Source organism: Bacteroides sp. FSHCM14E1 (assembly GCF_019633785.1).
Lineage (GTDB): Bacteria > Bacteroidota > Bacteroidia > Bacteroidales > Bacteroidaceae > Bacteroides > Bacteroides hominis.
This window is the reverse complement of the sequence record NZ_JADKYL010000004.1, coordinates 1-20,305: the sequence shown is the minus strand read 5'-3', so window position 1 is coordinate 20,305 and position 20,305 is coordinate 1. Positions and strand designations below refer to the sequence as shown.

Here is a 20,305-nt window from a genome sequence, read left to right as displayed (position 1 = left end):
AAAAGAATCGTACCTTTGTGACCGTTCAATCTTTTTAAGTATAGAGTTTATGAAGAGAAGACTTATCCAATTCGTCACGACTTATTTTCTTTTTGTCCTCATATTCGTCCTCCAGAAACCAATTTTCATGGGTTACTACCATACCTTATATAATAAGGTGTCATGGACTGATTATTTCTCCGTGATAGGGCACGGGCTTCCGTTGGACCTTTCGCTTGCCGGTTATCTGACCGCTATTCCCGGACTACTGCTGATCGCTTCGGTCTGGATACAACCTTCCATTATCCGCCAGATACGCCGGGTATACTTCATGATCATAGCCATCCTGCTATCCTGTATCTTTATCGGTGACTTAGGGTTATATGAATACTGGGGGTTCCGTCTGGATGCCACCCCGCTTTTTTACCTCTTTTCTTCTCCCAAAGACGCATTGGCCAGTGTCAGCATTTGGGTCGTAATAGCCGGACTGGCCGCAATCGTCGTTTATGCAGCCCTGCTTTACTGGATATTCTATCGGGTGCTGATTTATCAGAAGCAACCTCTGAAAATACCTTTCCACCGGTTAAGCGTATCCGGAGTTTTGCTGCTCGTCACCGGACTCCTGTTCATCCCGATACGGGGAGGCTTCACGGTGTCGACCATGAATCTGAGCAAAGCTTACTTCAGCAGCAACCAGCGACTGAACCATGCAGCCATCAATCCTTGTTTCAGCCTGATGGAGTCGTTGTCGCGACAGGATAATTTCGACAAACAATACCGGTTCATGACGGCTGAGGAGGCCGACAAACTCTTCGCGGAACTCAAGGATAAACCGGTTACTCCGTCCGACAGTGTTCCTCAGCTTTTCACTATCGAACGCCCGAACGTAGTATTAATCATACTAGAAAGCTTCTCGTCCAAACTGATGGAAACCCTTGGAGGAGAACCCAACGTAGCTATCAACATGGATCAGTTCGGACGTGAAGGGGTCTTGTTTACCCACTTCTTCGCCAACAGTTTCCGTACCGACCGCGGACTGGCAGCCATCATCAGTGGTTATCCGGCACAACCGACCACCAGCATCATGAAGTACCCGAAGAAGACGCAACACTTGCCTTCGATCCCCGGCAGCCTGAAAAAGGCAGGATACGACCTGCAATATTATTACGGAGGAGATGCCGACTTCACCAATATGCGTTCTTACCTGATTCAGGCAGGAATCGACAACATTGTTTCCGATAAGGATTTTCCTCTTTCCGAACGTCTCAGCAAATGGGGAGCACACGACCATGTGGTATTCAACCGACTGCTGAACGACCTGGAACAGAATCCTCCCAAAGAACCTTTTATGAAAATAGTACAGACTTCGAGCAGTCACGAACCTTTCGAAGTTCCGTTTCAACGGCTGGACAATCCGAGACTGAATGCTTTTGCTTATGCGGACAGTTGTGCCGGCGACTTTGTACGCCGGTTCAAAGAGACTCCTTTATGGAAGAATACGGTCATCATTCTTGTACCCGATCATCTGGGAGCCTATCCGCAGGATATAGACAACCTGACCGTAGACCGTTACCGGATTCCGTTGATTTTCATAGGAGGAGCGGTGAAAGAACCGAAACATATCGATACTTACGGTTCACAGATCGACATTGCCGCCACACTGCTGGGGCAACTGGGACTTCCGCACGAAGAGTTCGCTTTCAGTAAAAACATGCTTAACCCGGCCTCTCCTCACTTCGGATTCTTCACTTTCCCGAACGCTTTCGGAATGATGACACCGGAAAATGAAGTCGTATTCAACTGTGAATCGAACTCTGTCGTTTCGGACGAAGGAGAACATAAAGGAGAGAATTTACCCAAAGCTAAAGCATATTTGCAAAAACTGTACGACGACCTGGCTAAAAGATAATCACCCCATAACCCAACAACGATATGACTAACGACCTTATCCAGTCACTGGCCAACGTAGACCAGAACCTGCTGCTATACCTCAACGGTTTTCATAACACCTTTGCCGACTATTTCATGAGTACCTTCACCGGGAAATGGATCTGGGTGCCGATGTATGCCAGCATCTTGTATGTACTGCTAAAGAATTTCAACTGGAAAATAACTTTGTGCTGTCTGGCTGCCATCGCGCTGACCATTACTTTTGCCGATCAGGTTTGTGCCGGCCTGATACGTCCCGTCGTAGAGCGCTTGCGCCCGGCAAACCCGGAGAATCCGATCTCCGACCTCGTTCACGTAGTAAACAACTACCGGGGCGGACGCTATGGGTTTCCATCCTGTCATGCCTCCAACTCTTTCGGACTTGCCTTCTTCCTGGTTTTCCTGTTCCGCAAACAGTGGCTGAGCCTTTTCATTCTCCTATGGGCCACACTGAATTGCTATACACGCATCTATCTGGGAGTACACTATCCGGGCGACCTGATTGTAGGAGCTGTCATAGGATGCTGCGGAGCTGCACTGATGTGCTATCTGTTGAAGAAAATAGCCAAAGGCACCTCCTTCGGCAAAGTGAAACATACGGAAATCACGATCTATGCCGGTTTGCTGACCACGTTGGGAATTCTGATTTACGCTTTCATCATGGCATAATCATTCTTACTTTCGGAGTTCTGGAAAAGACCTCCTCTTTTAAAATACAAAAAGCCGACGGCAACGCGCTTCTTCCTTATGAAGCATGCGTTCCGTCGGCTTATCATCTTTATTATCAACCGTGAATCCGGCTACCGGTCATGTCTTCTTCGTACCCTTACTCATAGGCCGGATCTTGCTTCAGGACACCGCCTGCCTTGTCTATTTCGGACTGCGGAATGGGGAAGAATTCAAATGCAGGTTTATACACCTTGATATATCCCAGATAGGCGGGATCTTCCGCTCCGTTCACCAGTTTGTCCATCAGCTTCCATCGTTTCAGCTGGAAGTAACGTAAACCTTCAAAACAAGTCTCAATACGCCATTCGTTCCGGATACGTTCGCGAAGGTCGTCCTGTGAAATACCTGCCCCGATAGCCGGCTGTCCCGAACGTGTCCTTACTTTGTTTATAGCATCCAGAGCTGTCGTAGTGGCTCCATGGGCTTCATTCTCCGCCTCGGCTATCATCAGCAATACATGAGCATAGCGCAATACGATTACATCTGCATCCGAAACAGTACTGTATCCGGGTGTCACATCCGTAGGCTGAATGTATTTGAGGGCACTGAAACCGGTAGGTCCTTTATTGTTCGATTCGTTCACCTGTACCTCTTCGTCTTTCCATCCGTCACCGGCAAAGTTAGCCATCATGGAGTGATTGACCGACTCATACAGACGGCGGTCCCTGTTCATGAACATCTTGGCACGTTCTGCTTTCTTCAGCGCATCATTGTTACCATACAATATGCTTTCGTCAGGACGTACGGTCAGAGGCGACTCTCCCCACGGTTTTCCATCCGTACATTCAAATGCATCCACCATATTGCGGGTCGGATCGAGAACAGCCCAGGCACCATAATACAAGTCCATGGAGTGAGTCAGGTTCAGACGCAAGAAGCGGACGGAAAACATGATTTCCGGTGATGCCAATTGTTTCTCAGAGATAAAATTGTCACGTACACGTGCTGCCAGGCTATATCCTTTGATACTCTGCAACAAAGTCAGCACCTCTTCCATCTTCGAAGGGATGGCCTTCCCATTGCTATCGTAGGCATCGAACAACAGAATTCTCGCCTTCAGAGCCTTGACAGCCGAAACGGTAAATCGTCCGGACGTCTGTGAGTCGGAATACAGTTTATCGGGCAATTCGCTGATAGCCTCGTCATAGTCGGTCATCACACGGTTCAACACTTCGGCACGGGTGGCCTTAGGCTGGTACATTGTGTTCAGGTCGAGTGACTGGGTCACGACAGGCACTTCTTTATAACACTGATACAACCATGAATAAAAGTAACCGCGCAACGCTTTACACTGTGCGAGCATAAATTTCTTATCGTCTGCACTGATATCCGATCCGGTATACTGTTCGAGTTGTTCCATCAGGATATGTACACGGGCAATGCCTTTATAGCAATTACCATAAATGTCGGTCACGAACCCGCCCTGATTGGGAGTAAGGTCTCCCTGGGCGATGGTCTTGGCCCAACCGTAGGTACCTTCACTGTGTTGCACGATTGCATTATCGGTCAATCCGTCCAGACAAGGCATAATCTGAGAGAATACACCGGAGTACATGACCGAATAGGTTCCGGCCAAAGCTGATTCAAAGTCACTCTTCTTCTGCCAGAATACGCTTTGCGAAGGACTTGACGGAGGATCTTTCTGAAGAAAGTCTTCACACGAGGTGGCACCGAAAAGTAATGTGGCAGCTAACAATATATGAATATTCTTTTTCATTGCATGTCCTAATTAAAATTCAACATTTAAACCAAACGAGTAGATTCTGTTTTGTGGATAGATGGCATCTCTTCCGTCACCGTTACGTTCGGGGTCGAGTCCTTTGTAAGGGGTCAGGGTCAACAGGTTGTCACCGGAGAAGTAAATACGTACTTTGGAGATGCTTGCCTTTTCGGTCCATACCCGCGGTAACGTATAGCCAAGTGTTACATTCTTCAACCGGAAGAAAGAAGCGTCTTTCAGATAATAGCTGTTGGGACGTGTATTCTTGCCTCCGCCCATATCCTGCCAATAAAGTTTGGGATGTTTGGCTCCATACGGGTTTTCTTCCGTCCACATGTGCTTGATATAGTCTTTGTTGGGAGAAGCGCCTTGCATGAAAGGCTGCACTCCCCAGTCAGTGGTGTAATATTTCTTATCAGCTACTCCCTGACCGATCAACGACAGGTCGAAGCCTTTCCAGGTGGCACTGGCATTGATGCCATATTCAAAGCCGGGGAAGCGTCCGGAGAAAGTACGGCGGTCGTAATTATCGATCACTCCGTCCGGTTTCCCATCAGGGCCGCTGATATCCTTATACTTCAGGTCACCCGGCTGGGTGTTGTCATTAAACTGCTTCGGCGAAGCGTCAATCTCAGCCTTGTCGGCAAATACACCGATGCACTCCAGCATGTAGTATTCATCGTAAGGCAATCCCTCACGTTTGATACTGTAACTTCCGATCTCCTCTGCGCCAAACTCAGTCAGTTTGTTGCGCGAACGGTCAAAATAAACACCGGCATTATAACGGAGTCCCTTGAGTGTGCCTCCCTTTACCATATTGGCATAATTCAGGGCAACCTCTATACCTTTATTCTCTACCGAGCCATTGTTTACAGTCGGAGCTGAAAGTCCGAGCAAACTGGACACCTGTGAAGAGCGCAAAATGTCATCGGTGGTCTTTTTATACCAGTCGAAGGTCACACTCAAACCATCAAACACCTGTAAGTCAAAACCGATATCGGTAATGGTAGTCGTCTCCCACTTGATGTTACGATTGGCATAAGCCGTCTGCTGATAACCGATAACCACTCCGTCCGAAGTTTTGGTAAACGGATAGTCATTTACCCCGGAGATCATGGCCTGATAAGGATAAAGCCCGATATTCTGGTTGCCCAACTGTCCCCATGAGCCTCTCAGTTTGAAGTTATTCAGCCAGTTGAGGTTCATTTTTTTTATGAACTCTTCTTCCGTAGCACGCCAGGCGACTGAGAATGACGGGAACACACCCCAACGGTTTTCATCGGAAATACGCGAAGTTCCGTCATAGCGCATATTGGCTTCAAACAGATAGCGCTCCTTGAAATTATAGTTGAAACGTCCGAATAAAGACTGGATAGCCCATTCTTCTTCACCTCCGCTGTTGCTCCAATCGGCCGTACCACCGGCATTGAGCACCGGCAGGTCAAAGGCAAAGTCCTTACGGTAAGCGTTGAGCGTTTCATATTTTTCCGATTCCTGATTATAACCTACCATCAAAGAGAAATTGTGTGCATTCTCCGCCAGTGACAGATCATATTTCAAGTAACTATAAAGATTGGTATAGAAACGGCGGCTATCGCCCACGCTCAGCCCCAATCCTCCTTTATCAAGCTCGGACGACTTCTCTCCGGTGTGGTAATCGTAAGTATAAGTCGTACTCCCTCTCCAGTCTTTACTTTTGTTCGACTGAAGGCGGGCAGCACCCTTGGTGTACCATGTCAATCCCTTAGCCAAGTTGATCTCTAACCACAACTGGGCATTAATATCGAAATTGTTGTCACGTTTCATCGCATTCTCTCCGATAATGGCAGGCATATTCTTGTTATGACTTTCGAACGAATAAGCCGAACTTGTCCAACGACGAATCCCCGTTCCGTCGTCCGGCAACCAAGGCATATAGGTCGGTGCTTGCGAAAGAGTAGAGAGGAATGCATCGTTCTGGCCTTGACGGGGTTGTTCCGTTTCCCCATACATCAGGTTGGCATAGGTTCCGACTTTGATGAAATTGGTAATGCGTGCGGTAAGGTCGATTGTGGCGTTATACTTTCTATATTTGAATCCACGCATAGTACCCGGCTGATCTACAAAATTCAAAGCCACGTTATAAGTAGTTTTCTCTGTACTTCCGGCCATCGAGAGATTATGTGTCTGCACTACGGCCGTACGGAACATATAGTCCTGCCAATCGAAATTGGGATATTGGGGGTCACCGACATTATTCCGATAGAGGTTGATCTGATCTTGGGTGTACTGCTTTCCGGTTCCGGAGTTCTTCCAGGCCAGATTTGCCAACTCCATATATTCTGCCGAATTGGTAATCCGGTCGTAGAGTTTGGTCGGTGTATGCAAACCAATATTCCCATGATAACTAATGCTCACCTTATCTCCCACGGCACCCTGCTTGGTAGTAACGAGAATAACACCGTTGGCGGCTCTTGCTCCGTAAATGGCTGCCGAAGCAGCATCTTTCAAAACGGAAACACTCTCGATCACACTGGGGTCGAGGTTGGTCATACTACCCGGTACGCCATTGATCAAGATCAAAGGATCTGATCCGGCAGAAGAGAAAGTCCCCTGACCACGGATACGGAAAGAAGTCCCTTCGCCACCGGGCTGTCCAAGCCCCTGATTGACACGCAATCCCGGAATTTGTCCTTGCAACAGGATAGCGGCATTGGCAACCGGTCGTTTCGAAATATCGTCACCGGTCACAGCCGATACCGCCCCCGTCAAGTTAACCTTCTTTTGGGTACCAAAGCCCACTACAACAACTTCATCCAGCTTCTGAGTATCCTCCTTCAGAACAATATTCATCAGAGTTCTCTCCGCTTTGACAATCTGTGTTTTATAACCAATATAAGAAATCTCAAAAGTGCTTCCTTCCGGAACATCCAGAGAGAATCTTCCTTTCAGGTCGGTAATACTTCCCAAAGTAGTCCCTTTTACCAATACGGATACACCAACGAGAGGTTCGCCGGCTTCATCGGTAACAATGCCGCTGGCTTTTACATTGTGCTGTTGTGTGACGGTAACTGCATCTTGCTTTAGGCTATCGGCCACAGCAAACTGGGGTGACATACATAATAGCAGCAAACTGGTACCTGCTATTTTGAGGCAATTCATTTCACGAGCTTTGATCAAACTCGGAAACAGGTTAGTTCTTTTTGTCATACATTAAATTTTTCGGTTAAACATAAAAAAAGGAATGTTCCATCCGGAAGATGTATAAATCCGGAATCAGTTTGGTCGTTCTTCTAAGTCTTCATAGGCCTTTTAGTTTTGATTATTAGTTTTCTGTCGACATTAAAACTTTGCTGAACTATGCTGATATCCTATTCCGAAAAACAATTCATTGGGGAGTAGTCCTTTCAGGACTTGGAAAGACAGGAATTTTGTACAGTTTATCAGAGTAAAAGCAAGAAATGCAGATGCTTTTTTGAAGGAACAACCGTATCATTTATACTTATTTATACCCATATTCTACCAAACTAAAATATAATACACTGAATATATGCAACTTATATCTATAAGATAGAAATTAAGGATGCCGTTTCGATTTACTACAAAAGATTGGTTAGTCTAAGTTCTCTGGTATTTATTAAAAAAAAGATTCTATTTTTGCATTTTATTAATTCTTATTCTTATCTTTGCTGCATAACATCTGCCAAAGACTTAAGAGATGTGAATTATTTGTTAGCCTTAAAAGCTCCGAATTGCGTTTTCTACACTGCGGATATAGTTCTGAAAGAACTTAGCAATCCAATACGTACTCCAATCCTCCTCATATTTCTCTTACCGGCTCATCCGGATGTAATCAAGTTCTATGCCTAACTTTCTTCATCTTAGCGGCGAAGATATACATCTTGCCTGCAGATATATATATCTTGGCTGCGAAGACACACATCTTGGCTGCAAAGATGAAGTTTGATTGCCCTTTCAAGCAGATTTTCTTTCTATGCCTTAGGACTTTGGGCGAAATGAAATCTTATTTAAAATAGCGATTAATTTATGCCGGTTATTTGAACATTAATTGTTTTATCGTGGCATTGTAGAAAAAGAAGTAATGTTTTAACAACTGTCCTATTTTCAAGTATTTGCGCGGCATTACTATCAAAAGAACTCTTTCAAAGGCAAAAGTATCCCCAAAACATGAAATTCAGGCAGATGCAGAAAGGCATCCCGACAATTACAGGTCGTAAAACATCATTCTTAAATAAGTAACAAATAAAGCCAAAAGGAACATACCTGCATTTTTGAGGAACATCCCCCAATAGCTACTATTCCAAAAATAGTGCGCCAGTAAATAGCTAAAAGTACTTATGCCTAAGAAAATAAGCACAGCAAAAAGTATCCAATATTCAAAACCGGCAGCTACCACCCCAACACACAATGTATTGACTCCCCACCACATCAGAAGATGATATAAGGCTAAGTTTGATAGATAAAAAATAATCTTTCCAAGTGTTTCCATAATCCGGCATTTATCATTTCCTTTTCATTTATTTGTCCCGAGGATATACTGCCACCGCTTCATTTTCTTTTTGTTTTCTGTCTGCGTGCGATTATCCACTGAAGACTGTCAGGAAAGCTTTTCAGGTTATCAAAGGTAAGATTTTGTACGTTACTTATTGAAATACTTTATATACCAGTCATAGAATTTTCGGATCCCTTCTTCTATGGAAGTAGAAGGCTTATAGCCAAAATCATTCTCCAACCGGCTTGTATCAGCATAAGTACACACCACGTCTCCCGGCTGCATCCCCATCATCTGCTTAACTGCCGTCTTACCCGCTGTTTTCTCAATCACAGAAATGAAATCCATCAGTTCCACAGGAGCGGAATTACCGATATTATAAATATAGAAAGGAATAGGATCGGCAGAAGGATGGGCGATGATCTTCATCAACCCTGCGATGATATCGTCTATATAGGTGAAGTCACGACGCATCTGCCCATTATTGAATACTTTAATGGGATCTCCGTTCAGGATTGCTTTCATAAACAGGCATGGAGCCATATCCGGACGTCCCCACGGACCGTACACTGTAAAGAAACGCACACCGGTAGTCGGTATACCGTACAGTTTGCTATAAGCATGGGCCATCAGTTCATTCGACTTTTTCGTCGCTGCGTATAAACTTACCGGTGTATCGGCCTTATCCGTCTCAGCGTAAGGCACCTTGTCATTCAGGCCATAAATACTGCTTGAGCTGGCATATACCAGATGGTTCACCGGGTAATGACGGCAACACTCCAGCAAATTCAGGAAACCTACAACATTCGATTCGATGTACGCATAAGGATTTTCTATCGAATAGCGCACACCCGCCTGGGCTGCCAGATTAACCACAACATCAAAATGTTCGGATTCAAACAAGTGGTTCAGTCCGTCACGATCAGTCAAATCGATCTTAATAAAGCGATAAGAAGGGTATTTAGAACTTGGTAACAATATACCATCTTCTATCGAGTCTTTTGCTATACCAGTATCAGCAAGGCGGTCGTACTTCAACTGCACATCATAATAAGAATTGATTATATCCAACCCTACAACTTCGCAACCCTGTGCTATCAATGCTTTTACTGTATAAGAGCCGATAAAACCGGCAGCTCCTGTCACTAATACTTTCATGATTCAATCTTATTTAGAGTACCATTACGGAAAAACGGCCTATAACATAATGTTCCTTACCGTCAACAAATTTCTGCAGTTCCTTGTTCGAACGTATTTTCTTGTTCGAAATCATCAGGATGGTATTCTGACATTTATTATCCAAAACTTCTTCTTCAGTCACTTCTTTCACCCCTTCGTGCAGGTAGACATCCATATTCTCAGGACGACGTACATTCAGGACACAATAACCGGAAGTCCCTTTTTCTTTGGAAAGTTCCACTGCTTTCCGGCATAATTCGGAATAACCCAATTCACTGTTAATGGCAGGTACATCCCAACCGCCCACAAAGATAGCACAAAACAATCCGAAGGCAAGCGTATTGATAGTCTTGTTCAACGATTTCTTCCGATAGAGGAAATACAGAGCCGCACAACCACTAACTGTCAACACTCCACCGGCCACGTAAAAAAGCTTCTGTCCCAGAAATTCGGTGCCCGGCATTCGTCCCAACACGATAAGAGCGGGCAGGCCTGCCACAAAAACAACGGCAGGAAGAACCAACGTCAACGCCAGCCATTGATTCCATCGGAAATGTGATAGCAAAAGTACGGCCAGATAGACAAAAAATGGGAAAGTCGGTGCCAAATAGACGGCAAGTTTACCACTGAAACAAGACAACATCAGCAAAGTACTGAGGATGATTACCATAAAGAAACGCTCCAGATCTGAACGGATTAACCGACGACATGCCCCGGCCACAATCACCCCTATCAGCAATAACGCCCAAGGAGCCAACGAATACCAAACGGAAATAAAATAATAATAGAAGGGTGCACTATGGTCGAAAGCATTGACAGCCCGTCCTACAGTCTGGCGGAATAGCAGATCATGCAGATAGTTCAAACCTCCCTCTTCCCAACAGACACCACCAAACCAGATGAAACATCCTAACAGTAGCACGGCAAATGTCTTCCATCCCCAATAGCGTCCGAAGGTTTTCACACGCCCGGTGATAAGCAGAAAGACAAAAGTAGACAGCAAGGGTACCAGTATACCGACCGGACCTTTGGAGAAAACAGCCATAAAAATATAGAAGGGAAACAGAAAGGCATTCCGGTTCTTGCTGCCCTGTCCTTTCAGCATCCGGTAGAAAGTACGGAGGGCAAGAACAATGAACATACACATCAGCATATCCATACGCAAAACAACTGCCAACCCTAAAAACAAGCCGCAACTCATCAACATTAGCTGTGCCGAAAGACGATTGGCCGCAGATGTTTCACGTTCTACCCACCGATCCATTACCAGCATAATCACCAGAGCAGGAATGAAAGAGAAAAGTGACGCAAACCACATGGCATGACTGCCCAGCAACCATTTGCCCAGCATCAGAATCCAGAAATACAAAGGAGGCTTATCGGCATATTGCACACCGTGATTGGTGAACGTAAAAATATCACCATTGCGCAGTGCCTCGTCGACAATGCTCAGATAGCGTAACTCATTGGAGGGAGTATAATCCCGGAAAATCAGCACGGGCAATACTGCCAGCAATAATAAAAACGGAAGAAATTTACTTTTCATAGGCAACTGATTGCTTGGAGCTTTTACGCCCAATCATCAGATTGCGAAAATAGGCTACGAAACCGACCGACTGACCCAAAATCAGAACCGGATCGAGACGGAATACACCGTATGCCACAATAACCGATGAACCGACCAGACTGATAATCCAGAAACCGGCAGGCAGTAAAGACTCTTTATGATGGAATGAATAAGCCCATTGATATACAAAACGAAGAGTGAAAATGACTTGCCCCATTGAACCGAAGACCAACAGCCAGAGAGGCACCTTTTCATTTCGGAAAAAACTATCGATAAAGTGTTGTGCATCATGCAGCATAAAAGCTGCTGCAATAATGGGGGTAATTACCAGCAGAGTTTTCAGTACCCCGTGCAATTTATTCCAAATACCCTTCTCGTTCAGATTCCACAAATAGATATAATAAGAAATAAACTGTCCGAAGATAATAGAAAAATCATCACGCAACCACCCATAGATACACAACAGATAAGAACCGGCAATGCTCAGAATCCAAAATATGGAAGGAGATACTACCTTCTTTGCTTTTTCCGATAGTACCCACTGGAATATGATGCGCGCAGAGAAAAAAGCCTGCGCCAAAAAACCGATTACATAAATAAAGCCGTTACCTCCCACAAGACTACTCCATTAAGTTATTGTCGCCGACACGATAGTTAATATATCTCTTCTTCATCCAACGGTACGCAAAGCAATCGAGGAAAGGAGAAACCAGTCTGTTCCACAAATGATACTTGGATGTACCTGCTACACGCGGGAAATGACGGACAGGAATCTGTTTGATCTTAGCATCCTGCAATAAAATCAACGCAGGAAGAAAACGGTGCATACCCGTAAAGAACGGAATACGTTTGGCATAGGCCGTATGCAACACTTTAAGAGGGCAACCTGTATCCTGAACACCATCATGGGTCATCATCCGCCGGAAACCATTGGCAATCTTGGACTGGAGGTTTTTAAAAAAGGAGTCTTTACGATTGGCACGGATACCCATCACCAACTGATAGTCGGCAATATCCTTCAATAACAGGTTGAAATCCTCGGGAGTAGTCTGAAGATCGGCATCCATGTATCCCACATATACCGACTCAGCGTAGTCGATACCCGCTTTCATGGCGGCACTCAATCCGGAATTTTTCGCCAGATCCATATAAAAGAAATCCTTATTGCGCGCGCATACCTCCATGATACGTTGCTTACTGTTATCACGTGAACCATCGTTCACGAACAATACACAAGCCGTACAAATAGAGTTGGGCAAAAATTCTCCCAATTTCTGTTCCAAAGAGTAGATATTGTCTTCTTCGTTGTATACCGGAACAACGATAGTCAGTTGATAATTGATCGTTTTATTCATTGCCTCATTGTAAATATCCTGCAAAAATACAAAAAATAAGAAATAAAACAGGGGTATTGAAACAACAAACCAAATCTAATTTATGTTTTTATAGCACAAAAAGAAAAAATGAAATCGGATTATAACATTCATACAGACTTAAAACAGAAAAAGAATGCCGGAAAGAATATCACTCCTCTCCGGCATTGTCTGTTGTTTTATAAATATAAAAACGAAATCAGGCTTTCCGGATGTAATCAACAATCCATGCTCCTACTTCTTTCGTGCCAAACTTATCACCACCTTCTACCTGAATTTCGGGGGTACGTACATTTGCATCCAAAGAAGCATCGACAGCCTTACGGATCAAAGCGCCTTCGGCTTTGCAATCGAAGTATTCGAACAACATTGCTACCGAAAGGATTTGTGCCAGTGGGTTAGCAATATTCAAACCTTTTGCCTGCGGCCATGAACCGTGAATCGGCTCGAACACCGGAGTACTCTCGCCCGTAGAAGCAGACGGGAGTAATCCCATAGAACCGCTAATTACAGAACCTTCGTCGGTCAGAATGTCACCAAAGGTATTCTCCGTCACCATTACGTCAAAGAACTTAGGCTCCTGGATCATCTTCATTGCAGCATTATCCACAAACATATAATCAGTAGTCACCTCCGGATACTGCGGGGCCATCTCTTGTGCAATTTGTCTCCACAAACGACTGGAAGCAAGCACATTGGCTTTATCGACTACAGTAAGGTGTTTGCGACGCTTCATTGCGTATTCAAAACCGACTTTCAGGATACGTTCAATTTCGGGACGTGTATACATATTCGTATCATATGCTTTATCATTATCCTGATATTTCTCACCGAAATACATACCACCCGTCAGCTCACGGATACACAGGAAGTCGGCTCCCTCTACTAACTCTGCACGAAGAGGCGACTTATGAACCAAACATTTAAAGGTTTGCACCGGACGGATATTGGCAAACAAACCGAGTTTCTTACGCATAGCCAGCAGCCCTTGTTCCGGACGTACCTTGGCAGTCGGGTCATTGTCAAACTTAGGATCACCTACAGCCGAAAAGAGAACTGCATCGGCATTCTTACACACCTGATAGGTTTCTTCGGGGAAAGGATCACCTACTTTATCAATAGCATCCGCACCACAAATGGCATATTCATAGTTTACTTTATGTCCAAACTTCTCACAGACGGCACTCATCACCTCTACACCTTGTACAGAGATTTCCGGTCCGATGCCGTCACCGGCTAATACAGCAATTTTAAAATCCATATTGTTCAATAATTAATATTCTTCTATTATATTCAGCATTTTAATAGTAGCTTTGATGGCAGCCTCTGTCTGGTCGGCATCCAATCCACGGGTACGGAACACCTTTTCACCAAAACTCCAGGTGATGACTGTCTGTACGAAGGCATCGGTACGGCCTCCGGGAGGGATACTTACGGCATAATTAATCAGCATCGGGAACTTACGCCCCAAAGTCACCTTATATACTTTACGCAAAGCGCGTACGAAGGCATCGTACTGTCCATCACCGGAAGAACTTTCTTCGTAAACCTGACCGTCGATTTCGATACTCAGTGTTGCCATCGGCTTCAATCCGTGTGCTAAAGTGACAAAGTAGCTTTTCAATTTTACTTTATTGCTCATGCCATCGTGCTTCAACACATCAGAAATAATATAGGGCAAGTCTTCCTGAGTAACCAACTCTTTCTTATCACCCAACTCAATGATTCGCTCCGTAACCTTCTTCATGGACTCTTCATCCAGTTCCAGTCCCAGACTTTCAAGATTCTTGCGAATATTGGCCTTACCGGAAGTTTTCCCCAAAGCATACTCGCGTATACGCCCGAAACGCTCGGGAAGCAGATCATTACAATAAAGATTACTTTTATTGTCTCCATCGGCATGTACGCCGGCCACCTGAGTAAATACATTCTCACCTACAATCGGTTTGTTGGCGGGTATCACAATGCCCGAATACGATTCGACCACACGACTCACATCATTCAGCCGGCTCTCATCGATATTGGTTATGGCATTGAAATGGTCTTTCAAGATGGCCTGTACACTCGCCAAAGGAGCATTTCCGGCACGTTCACCCAAACCGTTGATAGTGGTATGGAGCCCTTTTACCCCACTCAGCACGGCAGCAAGCACATTACTTACAGCCAGATCATAATCATTGTGTGCGTGAAAGTCGAAATGTGTGTCAGGATAACGCTTTTTCATCTTCCGCATAAACTCAATCACCTGAAGAGGGTTCAGGATACCCAATGTGTCGGGAAGCATAAACCGTTTGATAGTGGTCTCCTTCAATGCATCCACAATCTGGAACACATATTCGGGAGAGTCCTTCATACCATTACTCCAATCCTCCAGATATACATTAACCTCAATATCGAGTTCATTGGCATAATCCACTACGGCAAGAATGTCTTCGATATGTTCTTCGGGCGTTTTCTTCAACTGGCAGGTACAATGTTTCAGCGAACCTTTGCACAGCAGATTGATGACACGACATCCGGTAGCATGAATCCAATCCAATGAAGTATGTCCGTCGACGAACCCCAATACCTCTACTTTTTGCAGTAGATTCCTTCGGGCAGCCCAGTCGCATATCATTTTCACCGCATCAAACTCTCCATCGGACACACGTGCCGAAGCTACCTCCACACGATCTACTTTCAACTCCTCCAGCAGAAGTCGGGCAATCATTAGTTTTTCATGGGGCACAAACGATACTCCGCTGGTCTGTTCACCGTCGCGGAGAGTCGTGTCCATGATTTCTATTTTGACGCCTTTTCCCATTGTTCTATTTTATCTTTATTAGTCAACAAAAAGTCGATGTCGTCAAGTCCATTCATCAGACAGTGCTTCTTGTAGGCATTGATTTCAAAATGTTCACTCTTTCCGGTAGCTTTGTTAGTGATGGTTTGTTCCGGCAGGTTAACTTCCACTTCCATCTTCGGATTCTTAAAGATGGAATCGAACAACTCTGCAAGGAATTCCTCGGTTACCACAACCGGAAGAACGAAATTATTCAATTCATTATTTTTATGAATATCTGCAAAGAAACTACTCACCACTACACGGAAACCATAATCAGCAATGGCCCAGGCAGCGTGCTCTCGGCTGGATCCCGAACCAAAATTTTTTCCGGCTACCAAAATTTGTCCTCCATATGTAGGGTCATTCAACACGAATGATTCTATTTTATTCCCTTGTTTATCGTAACGCCAGTCCCTGAACAAGTTCTCTCCAAACCCCTCCTTGGTTGTAGCTTTCAAAAAACGCGCGGGAATAATCTGGTCTGTATCCACATTTTCTAATGGAAGAGGTACACAAGTACTTGTAAGTATATTGAATTTTGCTTTCATCTTTTTATTTTCGATTTAAATAATTGCGATTTACAGTGCAGGCGGACAATCTCCGTTCACAAACTCCTTGAGCAGTAAATCCTCGATCGTCCTATAGCTCTATTACATCAGTTCTCTCGGATCGGTAATCACTCCCGTTACGGCAGCTGCAGCCGCCACAAGCGGGCTGGCCAATAGCGTACGGGCTCCCGGCCCCTGACGTCCTTCAAAATTACGATTACTGGTGGAAACTGAATATTTACCGGCAGGAATCTTATCATCGTTCATGGCCAGACAAGCCGAACATCCCGGCTGACGAATGGCAAAACCGGCATCTTCCAGAATCTTATCCAATCCTTCTTCACGGATCTGGGCATCAACCATCCAAGAACCCGGCACTAACCATGCAATCACATGTTCAGCTTTCTGACACCCTTTCACTATGGAAGCGAATGCGCGGAAGTCTTCGATACGCCCATTAGTACAAGCACCCAGAAATACATAATCAATCTTTTTACCCAACAATGATTCACCCGGCTGAAATCCCATATAGTCCAGAGATTTCAAGAATGAAGTTTTCGTTGTTTCATTCATACCCTCGGTTGTAGGAATATGCTGCGTGATGCCCATACCCATCCCCGGATTAGTTCCATAAGTGATCATCGGCTCGATATCGGCTGCATCAAAATGGATTTCTTTATCAAAAACCGCATCTTCTTCACTCTTCAAAGTTTTCCAATACGCCATTGCTTTATCCCACTCTTCGCCCTGAGGAGCATTTTCACGCCCTTTGATGTATTCAAAAGTCACTTCATCGGGAGCAACCATACCGCCACGGGCTCCCATCTCAATAGAAAGATTACAGAGTGTCAACCGGCCTTCCATTGTCAGACTGCGAATTGCCTCACCGGCGTATTCTACAAAATAACCAGTTGCACCGCTGGTCGTCATTTTCGACATCATATAAAGAGCAATGTCCTTGGCTGTAACTCCCTTACCCAATTCGCCATCTACCGTGATACGCATAGTCTTGGGACGTGACTGCAAAATACATTGTGAAGCAAGTACCATTTCAACCTCACTTGTACCGATACCAAAAGCAACCGCTCCCATCGCACCGTGAGTAGAAGTATGTGAATCGCCACAGACAATCGTCATTCCGGGTAAAGTGAGTCCCCGTTCGGGACCTACCACATGAATAATACCATTTCTTTTATCCATCATCCCATAATGCGTCAGCCCAAAATCGGCTGCATTCTTAGTCAATGTATCCACCTGAGTTTTTGAGACAGGATCTTCAATAGGCTTATCCTGATCGTGAGTCGGTGTATTATGGTCCGGCATGCAATATACCTTCTCCGGACGGAGTACTTTAATCCCGCGTGCGCGTAAACCGGCAAAAGCTTGAGGACTGGTTACTTCGTGACAATATAATCTGTCGATATAGAGTTGTGTAGGGCCATCTTCCACCGTAGTCACTACGTGTGCATCCCATATTTTATCAAATAATGTATTCATCTTTTTATTTATTATTTTACGATTTACAAATTACGTTTAGAGTCACATCACTTAGTAAACTTGTTGATACAGTCGATATAGGCTTCTACCGATGCAGCTATGATATCTGTATTTGCACCAAATCCGTAATACATCTGGTTATCATACTCAACCTGCATGTGTACCTTACCCACATCATCACTTCCTTTGCTAATGGCTTGAATCGTGAATTCCTTCAAAGTCATATGACGGTCAATAATACGCTTCAGAGCCTTGATGGCAGCATCCACCGGACCATTACCACTGGCAGCCGCTTCAAATTTCTCTCCGGCAATATTCAATCCGAGGCTGGCAACGGAACGGACTCCTACTCCACTGGTCACCTGAAGATATTCCAATTTGATGCGATGGTTACCACTTCTGTCTGCACCCGCCAATACCAGAATATCATCATCATGAATATCTTTCTTGCGGTCGGCAAGTTTCAGGAATTCTTCATATACTTTATCCAGTTTTTCCTGATCCAGTGTCACACCCAGAATGGAAAGGCGATTTTTCAAGGCAGCACGTCCGCTACGGGCTGTCAATACGATAGAGTTATCGTCGATACCCACATCGTGCGGATCAATTATTTCATAAGTCTGCACATTCTTAAGTACGCCATCCTGGTGGATACCCGAAGAATGCGCAAATGCATTGCGTCCAACAATGGCTTTATTAGCCTGTACCGGCATATTCATCAGGCTCGATACCATACGGCTGGTAGGATAAATCTTCTGAGTATTGATATTCGTCTCAATATCAATCTCGTGATGGCTCTTAATAATCATTGCTATCTCTTCAAGGGCCGTATTTCCCGCACGTTCACCGATACCGTTGATGGTAACCTCTACCTGGCGGGCACCATTCAGAATACCTGCCATCGTGTTGGCAGTAGCCATTCCCAAATCATTATGACAGTGGGTAGAAATGATTGCATTCTCAATACCTGCTACATGATCTACCAGATATTTGATTTTCGCGCCATACTCGGAAGGCAGGCAGTAACCTGTTGTATCCGGAATATTCACTACTGTAGCACCAGCCTTAATAACCGCTTCAATCACACGAGCCAGATATTCATTATCCGTACGTCCTGCATCCTCTGCATAAAACTCTACATCATCCACAAAACGACGGGCATATTTCACTGCCGCCACAGCACGTTCGATAATCTCTTCCCGATTAGAATTGAATTTATATTTAATATGTGAATCTGAAGTACCGATTCCCGTATGAATACGCTTATGTTTAGCAAACTTCAGGGCATCCACTGCCACATCAATATCTTTTTGTACCGCACGCGTCAATGCACAAATCGTCGGCCAGGTCACAGCCTTTGATATTTCAATCACCGAGTTAAAATCGCCCGGGCTGGAAATAGGAAAGCCTGCCTCAATTACATCTACACCTAAAACTTCCAATGCCTTTGCCACCTGAATTTTTTCCACTGTATTCAACTGGCATCCCGGTACTTGTTCACCATCGCGAAGGGTGGTGTCGAAAATAAATAATCTGTCGCTCATATTCTATTTTTTTAATCTGATTATACACCATCAAAAAAGCCTTTCACACAAGGAAGTGAGAAAGGCTTTCGTATATTTTCATTATACACATTTACGCGCGACACTCACTTCCCCCGACCTTTGCCAGCAGAATAATAATACCACACAGTAGAATATGTATAAATGATTGATTCATGTTTATTGTCTCTTTTATTGTTTGACGATGCAAAGGTATAGATTATTTCTTAGCCTCCAAATAAAACGTTACTTTTTTATTCATAAAAATATCATTTCATAAGAAGAACTACTGTATAATAACAAATATATCACAATCAAAGTTCATATATCTGCCTACAAAAAATGGGAATAAAGTACTGTTAGATACCTTATTCCCACTCAATTATAGCTTTAATGCCTGTTGATTACTTCTTATCACAAGCTTTCTTTTCACAATTTGCATTCTGAGGGCATTCTGTTTTCTGATCGCATGCAGCTTTATCTTTGCAACAAGCCTTGGTAGAGTCACAAACAGCAGAGTCACCTTTGCAACAAGTTGCAGCAGATTCCACTGCTTCTACAGCAACTGAAGTAGAGTCTGTAGCAGCTTCCGAATTAGCTGTTTTATTACCACCACAAGAAATCATCGCAAAAGAGAATGCCACCATTGCAGCAGCTAAAAAGAATTTTGTCTTCATACTTTAAATATTTGCTTTAAACGTTTATGTAAATACTCATTTGCAAATATAGATAAAATAAATGAATCTCCCAAAAACAAGTCATCCCCTCGTGTCTTCTGACCCGAGGGGATGAACTCTCTAAAAAAAACGGCGACTACCTACTCTCCCACTGTTACGCAGTACCATCGGCGTGATCAGGCTTAACTTCTCTGTTCGGAATGGGAAGAGGTGGAACCCTGATGCTATAGTCACCTGAATAAGGCAGACA

General features: G+C 44.5%; 15 protein-coding genes and 1 rRNA gene. 2 read left to right on the top strand and 14 right to left on the bottom strand.

Going from position 1 to position 20,305, the window contains the following annotated elements:
- Positions 1-49 precede the first annotated feature (49 nt).
- Positions 50-1,888: an LTA synthase family protein gene (locus tag ISX59_RS07870; protein WP_005807855.1), complete on the top strand. Its 1,839-nt coding sequence runs from the start codon at positions 50-52 to the stop codon at positions 1,886-1,888.
- Positions 1,889-1,911: 23 nt separating this feature from the next.
- Complete coding sequence (locus ISX59_RS07865) at positions 1,912-2,577, top strand: phosphatase PAP2 family protein (protein ID WP_005807857.1); 666 nt, start codon at positions 1,912-1,914, stop codon at positions 2,575-2,577.
- 157 nt (positions 2,578-2,734) lie between these two features.
- Here the strand turns inward: ISX59_RS07865 and ISX59_RS07860 are convergent, their stop codons facing one another.
- The 14 genes from ISX59_RS07860 to rrf all read right to left on the bottom strand — a co-directional run bounded on the left by ISX59_RS07860 (position 2,735) and on the right by rrf (position 20,293).
- Positions 2,735-4,354: a RagB/SusD family nutrient uptake outer membrane protein gene (locus tag ISX59_RS07860; protein WP_220575791.1), complete on the bottom strand. Its 1,620-nt coding sequence runs from the start codon at positions 4,352-4,354 to the stop codon at positions 2,735-2,737.
- A gap of 12 nt (positions 4,355-4,366) precedes the next feature.
- Complete coding sequence (locus tag ISX59_RS07855; RefSeq protein ID WP_220575790.1) at positions 4,367-7,546, bottom strand: TonB-dependent receptor; 3,180 nt, start codon at positions 7,544-7,546, stop codon at positions 4,367-4,369.
- 1,015 nt (positions 7,547-8,561) lie between these two features.
- The gene (locus ISX59_RS07850; RefSeq protein WP_005780879.1) at positions 8,562-8,846 is read right to left on the bottom strand and encodes a hypothetical protein; all 285 of its coding nucleotides are present in this window, start codon (positions 8,844-8,846) and stop codon (positions 8,562-8,564) included.
- Positions 8,847-8,996: 150 nt separating this feature from the next.
- A complete protein-coding gene (locus ISX59_RS07845) occupies positions 8,997-10,007 on the bottom strand; it encodes an NAD-dependent epimerase/dehydratase family protein (protein ID WP_005780881.1) in 1,011 nt (336 codons plus the stop codon).
- A 13-nt stretch (positions 10,008-10,020) separates the two neighbouring features.
- Positions 10,021-11,574, bottom strand: coding sequence for a glycosyltransferase family 39 protein (locus ISX59_RS07840; protein WP_005807863.1), 1,554 nt, complete (start codon positions 11,572-11,574; stop codon positions 10,021-10,023).
- Positions 11,564-12,211 carry a lipid-A-disaccharide synthase N-terminal domain-containing protein gene (locus tag ISX59_RS07835; protein ID WP_005807865.1) on the bottom strand — a complete coding sequence of 216 codons (648 nt, stop codon included), beginning with the start codon at positions 12,209-12,211 and terminating at the stop codon, positions 11,564-11,566. Before ISX59_RS07835 ends, ISX59_RS07840 begins: the two co-directional genes overlap by 11 nt.
- A gap of 4 nt (positions 12,212-12,215) precedes the next feature.
- Positions 12,216-12,950, bottom strand: coding sequence for a glycosyltransferase (locus ISX59_RS07830; RefSeq protein WP_005807866.1), 735 nt, complete (start codon positions 12,948-12,950; stop codon positions 12,216-12,218).
- A gap of 217 nt (positions 12,951-13,167) precedes the next feature.
- Complete coding sequence (leuB, locus tag ISX59_RS07825; RefSeq protein WP_005807868.1) at positions 13,168-14,229, bottom strand: 3-isopropylmalate dehydrogenase; 1,062 nt, start codon at positions 14,227-14,229, stop codon at positions 13,168-13,170.
- 12 nt (positions 14,230-14,241) lie between these two features.
- Positions 14,242-15,771 carry an alpha-isopropylmalate synthase regulatory domain-containing protein gene (locus ISX59_RS07820; protein ID WP_005807870.1) on the bottom strand — a complete coding sequence of 510 codons (1,530 nt, stop codon included), beginning with the start codon at positions 15,769-15,771 and terminating at the stop codon, positions 14,242-14,244.
- Positions 15,750-16,340 (bottom strand): 3-isopropylmalate dehydratase small subunit, encoded by a 591-nt coding sequence (gene leuD, locus ISX59_RS07815; protein WP_005780891.1) that lies wholly within the window; start codon positions 16,338-16,340, stop codon positions 15,750-15,752. Before leuD ends, ISX59_RS07820 begins: the two co-directional genes overlap by 22 nt.
- Positions 16,341-16,442: 102 nt before the next feature.
- Positions 16,443-17,837, bottom strand: coding sequence for a 3-isopropylmalate dehydratase large subunit (leuC, locus tag ISX59_RS07810; protein ID WP_005807872.1), 1,395 nt, complete (start codon positions 17,835-17,837; stop codon positions 16,443-16,445).
- A gap of 47 nt (positions 17,838-17,884) precedes the next feature.
- A complete protein-coding gene (locus tag ISX59_RS07805) occupies positions 17,885-19,381 on the bottom strand; it encodes a 2-isopropylmalate synthase (protein WP_005780895.1) in 1,497 nt (498 codons plus the stop codon).
- A gap of 401 nt (positions 19,382-19,782) precedes the next feature.
- A complete protein-coding gene (locus ISX59_RS07800; RefSeq protein WP_005780897.1) occupies positions 19,783-20,055 on the bottom strand; it encodes a hypothetical protein in 273 nt (90 codons plus the stop codon).
- 127 nt (positions 20,056-20,182) lie between these two features.
- Positions 20,183-20,293 (bottom strand): 5S ribosomal RNA (gene rrf, locus ISX59_RS07795).
- Positions 20,294-20,305: the final 12 nt, after the last annotated feature.

Coding starts and splice junctions, on each gene's coding strand:
- ISX59_RS07855 (WP_220575790.1), bottom strand. CDS start 7,546: ATGACAAAAAGAACTAACCTGTTTCCGAGTTTGATCAAAGCTCGTGAA.
- ISX59_RS07860 (WP_220575791.1), bottom strand. CDS start 4,354: ATGAAAAAGAATATTCATATATTGTTAGCTGCCACATTACTTTTCGGT.
- ISX59_RS07840 (WP_005807863.1), bottom strand. CDS start 11,574: ATGAAAAGTAAATTTCTTCCGTTTTTATTATTGCTGGCAGTATTGCCC.
- ISX59_RS07805 (WP_005780895.1), bottom strand. CDS start 19,381: ATGAGCGACAGATTATTTATTTTCGACACCACCCTTCGCGATGGTGAA.
- ISX59_RS07865 (WP_005807857.1), top strand. CDS start 1,912: ATGACTAACGACCTTATCCAGTCACTGGCCAACGTAGACCAGAACCTG.
- ISX59_RS07850 (WP_005780879.1), bottom strand. CDS start 8,846: ATGGAAACACTTGGAAAGATTATTTTTTATCTATCAAACTTAGCCTTA.
- ISX59_RS07870 (WP_005807855.1), top strand. CDS start 50: ATGAAGAGAAGACTTATCCAATTCGTCACGACTTATTTTCTTTTTGTC.
- leuC (WP_005807872.1), bottom strand. CDS start 17,837: ATGAATACATTATTTGATAAAATATGGGATGCACACGTAGTGACTACG.
- ISX59_RS07845 (WP_005780881.1), bottom strand. CDS start 10,007: ATGAAAGTATTAGTGACAGGAGCTGCCGGTTTTATCGGCTCTTATACA.
- ISX59_RS07800 (WP_005780897.1), bottom strand. CDS start 20,055: ATGAAGACAAAATTCTTTTTAGCTGCTGCAATGGTGGCATTCTCTTTT.
- leuD (WP_005780891.1), bottom strand. CDS start 16,340: ATGAAAGCAAAATTCAATATACTTACAAGTACTTGTGTACCTCTTCCA.
- leuB (WP_005807868.1), bottom strand. CDS start 14,229: ATGGATTTTAAAATTGCTGTATTAGCCGGTGACGGCATCGGACCGGAA.
- ISX59_RS07820 (WP_005807870.1), bottom strand. CDS start 15,771: ATGGGAAAAGGCGTCAAAATAGAAATCATGGACACGACTCTCCGCGAC.
- ISX59_RS07830 (WP_005807866.1), bottom strand. CDS start 12,950: ATGAATAAAACGATCAATTATCAACTGACTATCGTTGTTCCGGTATAC.